Here is a 13,165-nt window from a genome sequence, read left to right on the forward strand (position 1 = left end):
TTCTGAAACGCCGCTGGTTACAACCAGCGGCGTTTTCGCATCCAGACACCCACTCCAAGGGCAATCACTGCGACACCGGAACAGAACCACCAGAACGCATTGGGATCCTCGACACCGGGCAAACCGCCCACGTTGATGCCGAACAGGCCGGTGAGAAACCCCAACGGCAAAAATAAAGCCGAAATAATTGCCAACAGATACATGCGATCATTGATCGCCTCGTTCTGTACCGAGAACACTTCTTCCTGAAGCAGCGTGGCATGCTCTCTTGCCGCATCCAGATCTTCCAGCAAGCGCTGCAGCCTGTCCGTGGCTTCACGGATCAACAGGGTATCGGCTGCCGCAAAGAGACTTTCGTTCTGCAGCTTGATCAGAGCTTCCCGCTGTGGCGCCAGGTATCGCCGCAGGGTAATCGCCCGGCGACGCAGCAAACTCAAATGTGACGTCAGGCTGGCGGTGGGCGATTCCTCCAGCTGCTGGGCACAGGCCTCCACCTCCAGCTCAAGATTCTCAATGACCTCTTCCATTCGCCAGATAAGTTGGTCGATCAACTCTGCCACCAGCGCACTAATGGATTCCGGCCCTTGCTGACTGTCCAGAGTCTTCCGGACCGCCTCGACACTGAGCAAGGTGCGCTTCTGTGTGCTGATCAATCCTCCCGGTGACACCCACATGCGCAAAGCAATCATGTCCTCCGGCCGTGCCCCCGGGTTAAGATTCACACCCCGCAGATACACCAACACGCCCCCGGCGACTTCCGATGCCCGGGGACGGGTTTCCGCGGCGGTCAGGGCATCTATGACGGCTTGGGGAACGGCTTCGTTCTGCAGCCACTGCTCACTCTCTTCCCGGGTATAATCCAGGTGAACCCAGTAGCCCGTGGTGTCAGCCAGTTGCTGCTGGGGGTCCAGTGGCTGTGCGCCCCCGTTTCCGGTCAACTGAAGTGCAGTTTTCAGCCAGTTGTTGTCACTCATTGCGGCCTATGCCCCTGTGTTCTGTTACCCATAGAATGCGTGAGCAGATTTCGTCAGACAAATAAAAAAGCGCGGTAATCCGCGCTTTTTTACTTTCACTGGCACCACATCAATGAATCAAGGCAACCGCACCACGACACGCCCCTGAACACCGCCCTGAAGGATTTTTTCCACCCAGGCATTGACGCCATCAAGCGCTACCTCATCCGCTTCCAGCAAAGCCAGATCCGCGGGCATCCATTCGTCCGCAAGCAACTGCCACATCTGCTGCTTTATCTCGCAGGGCAGCTCAACACTGTCCACACCCAGCAGGTTCACGCCGCGCAGGATAAACGGTAATACGGTCATTTCCAGCTTGGGGGACGCCGCCAGACCACAGCAGGCGGCAGAGCCACCATACTTCAGGCTTTTCAGTGCCGTGGTCAGCATGTCACCACCGGCACAGTCCACGGCCCCGGCCCATTGTTCTTTGAGCATGGGCTTGCCGGTATTTTCCAGAAAACGGTCGCGGTCAATCACCTCACTGGCGCCCAGGGACTGAAGCCACTGATGGGATGCCTGTTTGCCACTGACGGCGCTGACGGAAAAGCCCAACTTGGCCAGGATGGCCACAGTGATGCTCCCCACACCACCGGTGGCACCGGTTACCAACACCGGGCCCTGGTCCGGATTGAGGCCGGTATCGAGCAAGGATTCCACGCACAGGGCTGCGGTCAGTCCAGCGGTGCCCAGCACCATGGCATCACGGGGAGCCAGACCTTCGGGCAAAGGAACCAACCACTCGGCCGGCACACGGATATACTGGCCGTAACCTCCATCCGTATTCATGCCCAGGTCATAACCGGTGCAGATTACGGCATCACCCACACTGAACGGGCCGTCAGAGGTTTCCTCCACCACACCCACCGCGTCAATCCCCGGCGTGTGAGGGAACTGGCGGGTGACGCCCTTGTTGCCGGTGGCGGAGAGGGCATCCTTGTAGTTCAGGGATGACCAGTGCACCCGCACCAGCACACCCTCCTCCCCAAGATCGGCCAGTTCGCGTTCTTCAACCGCGTTTTCATAGCCGTTCTCGGTTTCACGGGTCAGCAAGGCTTGGAAACTCATGGTCGACTCCTTTGCGTTGCGAGAGACGGGGAGCGAGCAGCGAAAACCTGACTTTTTCGACTTCCAGGTTTTGGTTTTCGAAACTCGCTGCTCGTCTCTCGTGACTGTCGGGTTATCGCGGCGCCAGCGACGCCCCTACAACACGGGATAACTCGCTAAGGCTAAGCGTTAATGAATCTGGCGCTGACTGCCACGGTGCCAGAATTTCTCCACAGCACGCTGCAGGCTGCTCTCCAGGGAGAATCCAAGTCGCTCTCCCAGCTTGCGCTTGGCTTCCCACTGTACCTGATAGAGTGCATGGGAACTCTGCCGCAGTTGCAACAATTCATCACTGGTCATGATCTCATCGACCAGGCCCAGCTCCTTGGCCTGAGAACCGAACCAGTGCTCGCCGGTGGCCACCTTGTCCAGATCCAGACCACGGCGGTTATCGCGGACAAAGGACTTGAACAGCTGGTGGGTCTCTTCCAGTTCTTCCTGGAACTTGGCGCGGCCTTTTTCGGTATTTTCCCCCAGCATGGTCATGGTCCGCTTGTATTCACCAGCGGTCATCAACTCCACGTCGATATCGTTTTTCTTCAACAACCGGTGGAAGTTGGGAATCTGGGCAACCACGCCAATGGAACCGATGACGGCGAATGGCGCAGCGACAATGCGGTCAGCAATGCAGGCCATCATGTAACCGCCACTGGCAGCCACCTCGTCAACGGTGACCGTCAGTTTGATGCCACTATTGCGGATACGGCGTAATTGCGACGCGGCCAATCCATAGCTGTGTACCAGCCCACCCGGACTCTGCAGCCGTACCAGCACCTCATCATTCTGGGTCGCAACCTGCAGCACTGCACTGATTTCACGGCGCAGATGATCCACCGCACTGGCCTGCACATCGCCATCAAAATCCAGTACAAACAGACGCGGCTCCACCTTGTCTTCCGTTCCGGCCTTTTTCTTCTGCTTGGCCTCCAGTTTCTCTTTTTTGCGCTTTGCCTTGTGCGCTTTCTTGCGCTGGGCCTCGGGGAGAATCTCTGCCTCCAGGGAATCCTTCAGGTCCTCGAATTCTTCATTGAGGTGACGCACCTTCAGCTCCCCGTCCTGGCCGGCCTTTTGCCGGCCACGGGACGCGGTGGCGGCGATGCCGCCGATCACAAACAAGATTGCCACCACCAGGGTGGCAACCTTGGCCAGAAACATGCCGTATTCGGATAAAAACGCGATCACTGGTTACCTGCTTGTCCGTGGGATTGGCACCTGCCCAATATCGACAGATGAAAAGAAGTGGGGTGATTCTACCTAACAGAGCCCCAATGGGGTATGGCAGTCACCACAGGGAGGGCCTGTGGTGACGGAAAACCTCAATCCCAGCCGGAGATGGCCTGCTGGGCGCTGCCGTTCATGGGACGAGCGACCAATCCAGTGGGACCTGCATTGACCTCAAACAAGGCCCCTTCAGCCATGGGCAAATAGGCGGCACTGCCATAGCTGGCATCGACCAGCAGGCTCCAGCCCTCTCGCGCCATTTCCCAGACATCAATGCCCACCGGGTCACGATGGAGACTGTAGACGGTTCGATCACGGGAGCGTTCATCTTCCAGGGCATAGTATCTGCCTGAGATGCGATCCAGTTGATAGCCCGGCTGCAGGCCCAGCAGGCTGAATGGCATCTTCCACTTGATGATGCGGGCATCCAGTTGCCATTGATCGCCTTTCAGGCGGAAATCTTCGGTGGTTCCGTCCGTGCGGGTCACGGTGGCGATAAAGGATTGATCACCTGACTGGCGGAAGCTCACTGTGGCTACGGAGACTTCCTGGGCGTATTCCCGATAACCGTAGATATTCAGGGCAAACAGGCTGAGATAAATGGCCAGCCCCACCATTAGCAGGCCGGCTGTGCCTTTGAGCCATTGCAGCAGCCATTGCTGTCGCAGCAGCACCCAGGCGCCCAGCAATACGAACACCAGGCTGAAAATAAAAATTACCAGAGGCGCGAGTGTGTAATTCATTGATTCTATCCCTTATTGGAAGCGCGCTACCCAATGGTCAATCAGTGTCCGGGCAATACTGCCCGGGGGCGGTATCATCGGCAATGACTGGTAGTGGAACCAGTCCGCCGCGACAATTTCGTCATCATCAATGCAGATTTCCCCGCCGGCATAATCCGCATGGAATCCCAACATGAGGGAGTGAGGAAACGGCCAGGACTGACTGCTCAGATATTTCAGGTTGGTCACCTCGATACCGCTCTCTTCCCGGACTTCCCGGGCCAGAGCCTGCTCAGCGGACTCCCCGGCTTCCATGAAACCGGCCAAACAGGAATACATGCCCTCCGGGAAGCGTGTCGAACGCCCCAACAGGGCATGTTCCCCGCGTGTCACCAGCGCAATGATGCAAGGCGTGATTCTCGGGTACTGAAAATAGCCACAGGCCGGGCACGTCATGGCCAGATCACGGGGATGCGGCTCGGTAGGCGAACCACAACGACTGCAGAACCGGTGATTTTTCTGCCAACTCAAGAACTGCAGGGCCCGACTGACCATGGTAAACCCGGCTTCATCGAGCCCACCGGCGATCAGTCGCCGCAACGGCACTGGTTGCAGGGAGCCGTCGTCGAGCTCGTGGTTGCTCAGCTCACAGACGTAGCAGGGCTCGCCATTCAGAAGGCCAAGATAATAGTAATGCGGGTGCTGACGCAGCATGTACGCCGGTAAGACCGGTAATTGCCACGGATCCGCAGCAATCAGGATATTCTGTTCATGAATCACATAGCAGCGTGCGTGCTCGGCGTGCTTCGGTTCGGGGCTGGACAGATCAATCATGGGCATCAGGCCACTTTGGCAACCGGGTAACCCAGCGCTTTCATGCTTTCTTCGGCCACTTCAAGCACGCCGTCACCGATAGGCTTCTGCTCTTCCATGCTTTCCAGGTAGTAATCGACTCCGGTCAGAGCGTCCGCGAGGGTTTCCATGTTCTCTCTCGTAGGAGGCGTGCCCCCCTCGATGAGCTGGTGAACAATATATTGATGACAGGCCTGCGTCACACCACGGGCCCGCTGCAGCTCCAGGAACATCAGCCCCCCGGCAATGGATGCGAAGGTACCCGGAAGATTGGAAAGGTGCATGGCATCCCAGTTGTTATCCATGAACGAGCTGATGGAGCGTTTTGCCAGGGCCAGGCCGGCGCGACACTCCCCCACCACAGTCATCCGGGCATCGTCCAGCTGATAGAGGGAAATGCCGCTGTTGTTGCTGCCACGGTGGATATCATCTTCCGGGCTGATACTGCGCTCGAGATTGGCGGCAACGTTCTCCACCATCAGCAGGTCATCCACCAGCGAGTGGAAAGCGTCGCTCTCCACATTCTGGTCCGCCTGCCAGTCATTGACCTTGGTGGCCTGTTGTTTGATGACACCGGCCTCATCATCCTTGCCGATCATGGCCAGGGTACTGCCGAGGCGATTAAGGCTGGCGGCCACAGACTGGTAATTGGTATCTGCCACACCCTGGGATGCCATATCCAGACTTTCCTTGAGTTCACTGATTTCATCACGCATGGCACTGGCAACCGACCGGATCACCGAACCACTGGCTCCGGTCATCAACGCCAGTTCACGCTGCAGGATGGCATCCGACACATCGCTGTCCAGGGCAAACGCCTGCTTCACTTGCCCGACAACCCCGGAATTCAGGGAAGACAGGGACACCAGGTAGAGACTTTCCTTGATCATCAACAGCGGCGCTTCTTCGCTAAGCGCCTGATCGCCACCGTAAACCAGCTTCTTCAATTGCCTGTCGTACTGGGAGAGCAAGGCCTTCCTGGCCGGGGTGATGGCCATGTCGTCCGCCACCATGGCCGTAATCACCGCCTGGCCAATCCACAGGAAACGACTCAGGCCACAGTCGCCGGCAGCGCGATCCAGGCGCACCATGGCGCGGCCCATCAGACGCAGGTTGACCGAGGGATTCAGGTCCCGGAGTACGCCTAACAACCCGGTTTGATACATATGCCGCAGGCGCCGGGCCAGGGCCGGCAGTTCGGCGCGGGGCAAGTCACTCTCGGGGGCGGGCGGTGTGCGCGGGCGAGACAGATTGGCACTGAAAAAATGACTTTCCTGAATCAGTGCTTTGCCACCAGCGCGACGTAATTCATTGATACCGCCGATCAGCAATGCCGGCAGCGTGCGGTTCTTGAGTTGCACGTAATCGAAATAGCGGGTCAGCAGGACAATGGCATTACTGAGGGCCTGAACGCGGGCATCGGACTGCTTTTCACGCAGCTCCCGGGCGGCGAGTGCCATTTCTTCACTCATCAGTGCCGCTGCAGGCAGCTCAACCACCTGGCAGATACCCCGTAATTGCTGGAAGTCTTCGGCACACCGTGCCAGCTCTTCCTGACGGGAGGGATCGTCGGAAAACGCCTCCAGGCTGGTTTCCGCTTCCGTCAGGGTGGCGTCAATCGCTTCCTTGAGAAAAGTCAGGGAGGTGGTATTCGTTATGGCGACCATGGACTCTCCGCAAGCACCCAACTGTTATTATCATCGGTCGTACGCCGTGCAACCCCCGCATACGCCGCATTTCTCATCATAGAAGTGTCGACATAGGGTTTAAACCCACTTGGCAGACAAGAAAAAGGCCCCTTCCCCATCAACAGAGTCATCGCAATTGACTCTGTTCAGCGTGGGCAGAATCTACCAATAAGGCGGGCCGAAAAGGCCTGAAGCCCACTTTCAACACCCACCGCGAAAGGCGCATCAACTTTTGCACGTCATCAAACAATGCGTCAACTTTCATTTGTAAGCAACTGATTTATTGGCTATTTGTTAACCTGGCCACACTCTGGAAACGGCACTTAATCGGCCCCTAACCCGAATCCCGCCATAACCCTGTCAATCCCGACCATGGTCCTGGCCACTTCTTGCCTTTCTGCACTGTACCGGGGCACAGCAAATCCGTATGATTGCCGCCGCCTCGACTCCGTTCATCCCTCGCACAGGATTTCGCCATGTCCGCCACGCTTGGCCGTGCCTTTCTGCACAATTTCCTTGGGCAGGCCCCTGCCTGGTACAAATACACCATCATTGCCTTTCTGGCCGTCAATCCGCTGATTTTTCTGACACTGGGCCCCGTTGTGGCAGGCTGGCTGCTGCTGGCCGAGTTTATCTTCACCCTGGCCATGGCCCTCAAATGCTACCCGCTCCAGCCGGGCGGGCTGCTTGCCATTGAGGCAGTGCTGATCGGGCTGACTTCCGCTGAGACCGTGCTGCACAAGGTAGAAAGCAACCTGGAAGTCATGCTGCTGCTGATTTTCATGGTGGCGGGGATTTTCTTCCTCAAGGATCTGCTTCTGTTCCTCTTTACTCGCATCCTTCTGGGGGTGAAGTCCAAGGTTCGCCTGAGCCTGCTGTTCTGTGTCGCGGCGGCCGTCCTCTCCGCGTTTCTGGATGCGCTCACCGTCACCGCCGTGGTCATCGCGGTGTGTACCGGCTTCTACGGGATCTACCACAAAGTGGCTTCCGGCAAGACCTTTCAGCAGAAGCATGATCATGGCGACGATACCAGCGTCGAAGACCTGCACCGGGAAGACCTGCGCCGCTTCCGGGCCTTCCTGCGCAGCCTGCTGATGCATGCTGCAGTAGGCACTGCCCTTGGTGGAGTCTGCACCCTGGTCGGCGAACCCCAGAACCTGCTTATCGCCAACAAGGCCGGCTGGGAATTTGGTGAGTTTTTCCTGCGCATGGCGCCGATTACCCTGCCTGTCCTGGTAATGGGCCTGCTGACCTGTGTCTTCCTGGAAATCAGCGGCAGCTTCGGCTACGGCGAGGACATTCCTGAAAAGGTGCGCGGCATTATGCGCCAGTACGCGCTGGAGCAGGACCGCAAACGCACCGTACAAAATCGGGCTGCGCTGGTCATACAGGCGCTCACCGCCGTGTGGCTGGTAGTCGGCCTGGCCACCCATGCCGCCTCCGTGGGGCTGGTGGGCCTGACGGTGATTATTCTCGCTACCTCGTTTACCGGCATCATTGAGGAACACCGACTGGGCGCCGCTTTTGAGGAGGCTCTCCCGTTCACCGCCCTGCTGACGGTCTTTTTCGCCGTGGTGGCGGTTATTGCAGACCAACAGCTCTTTGCACCGGTCATTGAGTATGTGCTGAGTCTGGAGAAGCAGATCCAGGGGCCGGCATTCTATGTGGCGAACGGGGTGCTTTCGGCGGTTTCCGACAACGTTTTCGTGGCCACAGTCTATGTGGATGAGGTTGGCCAGGCACTGTTGAAAGGCGAGATCGACCGGGACACTTTTGACCTGCTGGCGGTGGCAATCAACACCGGCACCAACATTCCTTCGGTGGCCACCCCCAATGGCCAGGCCGCATTCCTGTTCCTGCTCACCTCGGCGCTGGCTCCCCTTGTGCGGCTCTCTTACGGACGGATGGTGGTCATGGCCCTGCCCTACACCATCGTCATGTCGATTACCGGCTTACTGATGTCCATGATGGCACTGGGGCCGGCCACGGATTACCTCTACGAGAATGAGTGGATCGAACACCACGATGTGAGCGAGTTCCAGCTGTCACCGAACAAGAGTCACTGACCCCGGAAAGCCCGCTTAATGAAGCGGGCTTTCTTCCTTCTGGCGGTCCCACAACGTGGTTTCACCATTGCTGTCGGCAATGGCGGCCAGCTTGTCGCGATGCCGTTGCAGCTCCTGGTCAGAGGCTCGTACAACCTTCAGCCCGGGGCGTTGACCGTCCAGGCGGCGAATCGCCTCAGCAGCCATTTCCCCACCCTGGCTGGCACCGTCACTACCATCCAGTGACAAGCGGGTCTGGCCGCCGGTCATGGCCAGATACACGTCGGCGAGAATCTCCGCATCCAGCAAGGCACCGTGCAACTCGCGATGGCTGTTCTCGACCCCATAGCGCCGGCAAAGCGCATCCAGGTTGTTTTTCTGGCCAGGGTGTTTCTGGCGTGCCATCACCAGGGTATCGAGGACACCACAGCGTTGCTCGATGGTGCCATAACGGCTGCCCAGGCGACGTAACTCATGGTTCAGGAAGCCCACATCGAACGGCGCGTTATGGATCACCAGTTCCGAACCGTCAACAAAGGCCAGAAACTCATCCACCACCTTGTCGAACGTCGGTTTGTCCGCGAGAAACTCGGTGCTGATCCCGTGGACAGCCAGGGCGCCCTCATCAATCTCTCGCTGGGGATTGAGATACAAATGCAGGCTATTGCCGGTCAGACGTCTGTTGACCACTTCCACACAGCCAATTTCGATCACCCGGTGGCCATCGTTGGGTTCAAGACCCGTGGTTTCCGTATCCAGTACTACCTGACGCATCAGCTTGGCATTCCTTTTTTCTGAAGAAGTTCATCGATGCCACGATTGGCAAGCGCATCGGCTTTTTCATTCTCGGGGTGACCGCTGTGCCCCTTCACCCATTGCCATTCAATGGTGTGCTTGCTGCAGGCCGCATCCAGACGCCGCCATAAATCCGCATTCTTTACCGGCTGTTTCGACGCCGTTTTCCAGCCCCGCTTTTTCCAGTTGGCCATCCACTGCGTGATGCCATCCATGACATAGCGGGAATCGGTGGTCAGCACCACCTGACAGGGCTGCGTCAGGGCCTCCAGGGCCATGATCGCCGCCATCAGTTCCATCCGGTTGTTGGTGGTATCAAGCTCCCCACCGGAAAGGGTCTTTTCGGTACTGCCATAACGCAGCACGGCGCCCCAGCCACCGGGGCCGGGATTGCCGCGGCAGGCGCCGTCGGTAAATATCATCACTTGCTTCAATGAATCAGGACTCCTTGTTTTGCTGCCCCCAGCGGGCAACCGGTACCGGGACAACGGTATTTCGCGGCACCCTTTTTTGCCGGTTGGGCAATAGCTTGGCCATACCGGCCCGCTTGCGGGCAACCAGCAGATAGGTATTGCCATGGCGAGGCCAAAGCAGGCTACCCAACCATTCCAGCAGCCGCAGACGCTCACGGCCGCGACCGGAAAGCGGCATAGTATAGAAGCCGCTGGCCATACCATCGACCTCAAATCCCAATACCTGCAACCAGTCGGTAAGACGATTGGGGCGATAAAACCGCCCGGACCAGCCCGGCCGTTTCCGCCAGAAAAACCAGCGTGCCAGCCCCATCAAGCTGACCGGATGGAAGCCGATGATGGCCACCTTGCCGCCCGGGGCGATACTGCGCGTTGCTTCCCGTAGTACCTGATGGGGGTCCTGGCTGAAATCCATGACATGGTGCAGCAGAAGCAGATCCACACTGGCCTTCGCCAAGGGTAACAACTCCAGACGGGCCTGAACCCGGGTGCCGCCAAAACCCTCTGTGGAAATACTGGTTTGCCAGGGCAGCGGGCTTTCCGCCAGCAAATCTCTCCCCGTGCCGCTGTACAGGGCGACCGCTCGCTGGCCCGCCTGACTGCGCAACCATTCACCGAGCATTTCACGCTCCGCTGCAAGCAAGGCCTGACCGGGCTCACTGTCCAGCCAGTTATCAAAATTGCGCCCCAGCTCCGGGGAAGAGGCGTTATAGGAAATACGGTTGAGTGGAGGCAGCTGCATGACGGACAATGACTCCCACAAAAGATTGCCGTTTTATCAGGAGCGTAGCACGACATGTTGCCCAGCCCTACTGCCATCCCCGCATTCAGAGACAATTACATCTGGGCCATTCGCCAGGAAGACCGCTGCGTGGTCGTGGACCCTGGCGATGCAGAACCGGTGGAGCAGTTCCTGCAGGAAAACGGTCTGCAACTCACCAGTATTCTGATTACCCATCATCACCCGGACCATGTGGGCGGCATTCCGGCTCTGCTCAAGCAACGGGAGATCCCCGTTTATGGGCCTGCCAGGGAAACCATCCCCGCAATGACCCACCCACTGGCTGAAGGCGATGTCATTCAACCCGCCGGACTCGACATCAGCTTGAGAGTCATGGAAGTCCCCGGCCATACCCTTGGACATATCGCCTTCCACAATGCTGACCTGAACTGGCTTTTTTGCGGCGACACCCTGTTCGCCGGGGGATGTGGACGCCTTTTCGAGGGCACTCCAGAGCAGATGTATGACTCACTGCAACGTCTGGCCAGCCTGCCCGCCTCCACCCTGGTGTACTGCACCCACGAATACACCCTCGCCAACCTCACCTTTGCAGCCGCAGTGACGCCGGATGACACGGCAGTGACCCAACGGCTTGAGGCCGTAAAAGAGGCCCGTGACGCCGGGCAAATCACCCTGCCATCGACGCTTGCCGAAGAGGCACGCAGCAACCCTTTCCTGCGTGCCCATGAACCGGCCCTCAAGCATGCCTGTGAGGCACGGGAACCCGGGGCTGGCAACAGTGATATGCAGTGTTTTGCCACCTTGCGTCGCTGGAAAGACAACTTTTGACCGACACGGCTTGTGGCGCCCCTTACCCTGCCCCTAGAATGATTGAAACATTTTGCTGTCGTTATATTTATGAAAAGAATTATTACTCTCGCCCTTTGTGTGGGCCTGGGAGTCCTCAGTGGTTGTGCCTCGAAACAGTCACTGGATGAACTCCCGCCCATGCCAGCCGCCGAGCCTTCGGTGGACGATGTCAATCTCGCCAACGGCATGACAGAACCCTCTCCTCTGGAGAGAAAAAAGGAAAAAACGCAGGAAAACAATGATATATGGGTTAGGCTTCGACAGGGTTATGGCCTTGATCTGTCGATAGAAAACGATCGTATCCGCGTACAACGAGACTGGTACGCCCGCCACCCGCAGTATTTCACCCGCGTCACCACCCGCTCCGAACGCTACCTGCATTACATCATCGAGCAAGCCGAAGCCCGCGATATGCCTCTCGAGCTGGCATTACTGCCTATCGTAGAAAGCGCTTTCGACCCTTTCGCCTATTCCCATGGTCGTGCCGCCGGGCCCTGGCAGTTTATTCCTTCCACTGGCGACTACTTCGGCATGAAGCGTACCTGGTGGCAGGACCAGCGACGGGACATTCTCAAGTCCACCAATGCCGCACTGGATTACCTTCAGCAGCTGTCCGACCGATTTGAGGGTGACTGGTTGCTGGCGCTGGCCTCCTACAATGCCGGCGGCGGTACGGTATCCAGGGCCATTCGCCGCAACGAAGAAGCCGGCAAACCAACGGATTTCTGGAACCTGAGCCTGCCACGGGAAACCACCGCCTACGTTCCCAAGCTTCTGGCCATTGCCCAGATCGTTCAGGACCCGGACAGCTACGGCGTGACCCTGCACCCGATCCGCAACGAGGCCTACTTCAGCACCGTGGATACGGGCGGCCAGATTGATCTGGCTCAGGCTGCGCGACTGGCTGATATTTCCGTGGAAGAACTCTACCTGCTGAATCCGGCCTACAACCGTTGGGCCACCTCCCCGGATGGCCCTCACCGGCTTCTGGTCCCGGCAGACCGGGAGGAACGCTTTTTGGCTGGCATGGCCGAATTGCCGAAAGATCAGCGTATGCGCTGGGCTCGCTATGAAATTCGTCCCGGTGACAATCTGGGCGCCATTGCCCGCAAACACCGCACCACCCCCCAGGTACTGCGCAGCATCAACAAACTCAACGGCAATACCATCATTGCCGGGCGAACCTTGCTGATTCCGGGCCCCTCTTCCGGTGATGACGACTACAGCCTGAGTGAAGAGGCGCGCTTGACTGCCAACCAGTCCCGGGAGCGCAAAGGCCGGCAACGGATCAATTACACGGTACAGTCCGGGGATACCCTCTGGGATATCTCCAGACGTTATAACGTGGGCGTAAAAGAGCTGGCCAAGTGGAACAACATGGCTCCCGGCGACAGCTTGCGTATCGGCCAGTCCCTGGCTGTGTGGAGCGAATCCCGCCAGGCCGCCAGCGCCGTTCCACCGGAAAACGACAAGATGGTCCGCAAGCTGCGCTACGCTGTTCGCAATGGTGACTCCTTGTATGCCATCGCAGACCGTTTTAATGTATCGGTCAATGACATCAAGAGCTGGAACGACCGCGTTGCCAGCAATCGATACATTCAACCCGGGCAACGGCTGACACTCTACGTTGATATTCGCAAAACGTTCTAGACCCTTCC

Annotated in this window: 12 protein-coding genes; 3 read left to right on the forward strand and 9 right to left on the reverse strand. The window is 58.1% G+C overall.

Annotation, left to right across the window (positions count from 1 at the left end; translation table 11 throughout):
• Positions 1-17 precede the first annotated feature (17 nt).
• The 6 genes from A0251_RS06780 to A0251_RS06805 form a co-directional block, all read right to left on the reverse strand.
• Complete coding sequence (locus A0251_RS06780; RefSeq protein WP_062816104.1) at positions 18-974, reverse strand: zinc transporter ZntB; 957 nt, start codon at positions 972-974, stop codon at positions 18-20.
• Between the two features lie 117 nt (positions 975-1,091).
• Positions 1,092-2,081: a YhdH/YhfP family quinone oxidoreductase gene (locus tag A0251_RS06785; protein WP_062816105.1), complete on the reverse strand. Its 990-nt coding sequence runs from the start codon at positions 2,079-2,081 to the stop codon at positions 1,092-1,094.
• 168 nt (positions 2,082-2,249) lie between these two features.
• Positions 2,250-3,302, reverse strand: a complete 1,053-nt coding sequence (gene sohB, locus A0251_RS06790; protein ID WP_082810790.1) for a protease SohB — start codon at positions 3,300-3,302, stop codon at positions 2,250-2,252.
• A 134-nt stretch (positions 3,303-3,436) separates the two neighbouring features.
• On the reverse strand, positions 3,437-4,084 hold the full coding sequence (locus A0251_RS06795; RefSeq protein WP_062816106.1) for a hypothetical protein: 648 nt from the start codon (positions 4,082-4,084) through the stop codon (positions 3,437-3,439).
• Between the two features lie 12 nt (positions 4,085-4,096).
• Positions 4,097-4,903, reverse strand: a complete 807-nt coding sequence (gene nudC, locus A0251_RS06800; protein WP_231874182.1) for an NAD(+) diphosphatase — start codon at positions 4,901-4,903, stop codon at positions 4,097-4,099.
• Positions 4,903-6,582: a hypothetical protein gene (locus A0251_RS06805; protein WP_062816107.1), complete on the reverse strand. Its 1,680-nt coding sequence runs from the start codon at positions 6,580-6,582 to the stop codon at positions 4,903-4,905. The genes nudC and A0251_RS06805 overlap by 1 nt, the downstream gene beginning before the upstream one ends.
• 497 nt (positions 6,583-7,079) lie before the next feature.
• On the opposite strand from A0251_RS06805, the gene nhaB reads away from it, so the two are divergent.
• Complete coding sequence (gene nhaB / locus A0251_RS06810) at positions 7,080-8,669, forward strand: sodium/proton antiporter NhaB (protein ID WP_062816108.1); 1,590 nt, start codon at positions 7,080-7,082, stop codon at positions 8,667-8,669.
• 15 nt (positions 8,670-8,684) lie between these two features.
• Here nhaB and dnaQ read toward each other — a convergent pair whose 3' ends face one another.
• Genes dnaQ through A0251_RS06825 form a run of 3 tightly spaced genes read right to left on the reverse strand, consistent with a single transcriptional unit; the run spans position 8,685 to position 10,658 of the window.
• On the reverse strand, positions 8,685-9,422 hold the full coding sequence (dnaQ, locus tag A0251_RS06815; RefSeq protein WP_062816109.1) for a DNA polymerase III subunit epsilon: 738 nt from the start codon (positions 9,420-9,422) through the stop codon (positions 8,685-8,687).
• Positions 9,422-9,877, reverse strand: coding sequence for a ribonuclease HI (gene rnhA, locus A0251_RS06820; RefSeq protein ID WP_082810791.1), 456 nt, complete (start codon positions 9,875-9,877; stop codon positions 9,422-9,424). The genes dnaQ and rnhA overlap by 1 nt, the downstream gene beginning before the upstream one ends.
• Before the next feature lie 4 nt (positions 9,878-9,881).
• On the reverse strand, positions 9,882-10,658 hold the full coding sequence (locus A0251_RS06825; protein WP_062816111.1) for a class I SAM-dependent methyltransferase: 777 nt from the start codon (positions 10,656-10,658) through the stop codon (positions 9,882-9,884).
• Between the two features lie 54 nt (positions 10,659-10,712).
• Between A0251_RS06825 and gloB the strand changes: the two genes are divergently transcribed.
• A complete protein-coding gene (gene gloB, locus A0251_RS06830) occupies positions 10,713-11,486 on the forward strand; it encodes a hydroxyacylglutathione hydrolase (RefSeq protein ID WP_062816112.1) in 774 nt (257 codons plus the stop codon).
• A gap of 69 nt (positions 11,487-11,555) precedes the next feature.
• Positions 11,556-13,157, forward strand: a complete 1,602-nt coding sequence (locus A0251_RS06835; protein ID WP_062816113.1) for a LysM peptidoglycan-binding domain-containing protein — start codon at positions 11,556-11,558, stop codon at positions 13,155-13,157.
• The last annotated feature ends 8 nt before the right edge of the window (positions 13,158-13,165 follow it).

Source organism: Alcanivorax sp. NBRC 102024 (genome assembly GCF_001602235.1).
Lineage (GTDB): Bacteria > Pseudomonadota > Gammaproteobacteria > Pseudomonadales > Alcanivoracaceae > Alcanivorax.

Bases quoted from the DNA above. Each gene is read 5' to 3' on its own strand.
- A0251_RS06780 (WP_062816104.1), bottom strand. From the start codon at position 974: ATGAGTGACAACAACTGGCTGAAAACTGCACTTCAGTTGACCGGAAAC.
- A0251_RS06785 (WP_062816105.1), bottom strand. From the start codon at position 2,081: ATGAGTTTCCAAGCCTTGCTGACCCGTGAAACCGAGAACGGCTATGAA.
- A0251_RS06795 (WP_062816106.1), bottom strand. From the start codon at position 4,084: ATGAATTACACACTCGCGCCTCTGGTAATTTTTATTTTCAGCCTGGTG.
- nudC (WP_231874182.1), bottom strand. From the start codon at position 4,903: ATGCCCATGATTGATCTGTCCAGCCCCGAACCGAAGCACGCCGAGCAC.
- A0251_RS06805 (WP_062816107.1), bottom strand. From the start codon at position 6,582: ATGGTCGCCATAACGAATACCACCTCCCTGACTTTTCTCAAGGAAGCG.
- nhaB (WP_062816108.1), top strand. From the start codon at position 7,080: ATGTCCGCCACGCTTGGCCGTGCCTTTCTGCACAATTTCCTTGGGCAG.
- dnaQ (WP_062816109.1), bottom strand. From the start codon at position 9,422: ATGCGTCAGGTAGTACTGGATACGGAAACCACGGGTCTTGAACCCAAC.
- A0251_RS06825 (WP_062816111.1), bottom strand. From the start codon at position 10,658: ATGCAGCTGCCTCCACTCAACCGTATTTCCTATAACGCCTCTTCCCCG.
- gloB (WP_062816112.1), top strand. From the start codon at position 10,713: ATGTTGCCCAGCCCTACTGCCATCCCCGCATTCAGAGACAATTACATC.
- A0251_RS06835 (WP_062816113.1), top strand. From the start codon at position 11,556: ATGAAAAGAATTATTACTCTCGCCCTTTGTGTGGGCCTGGGAGTCCTC.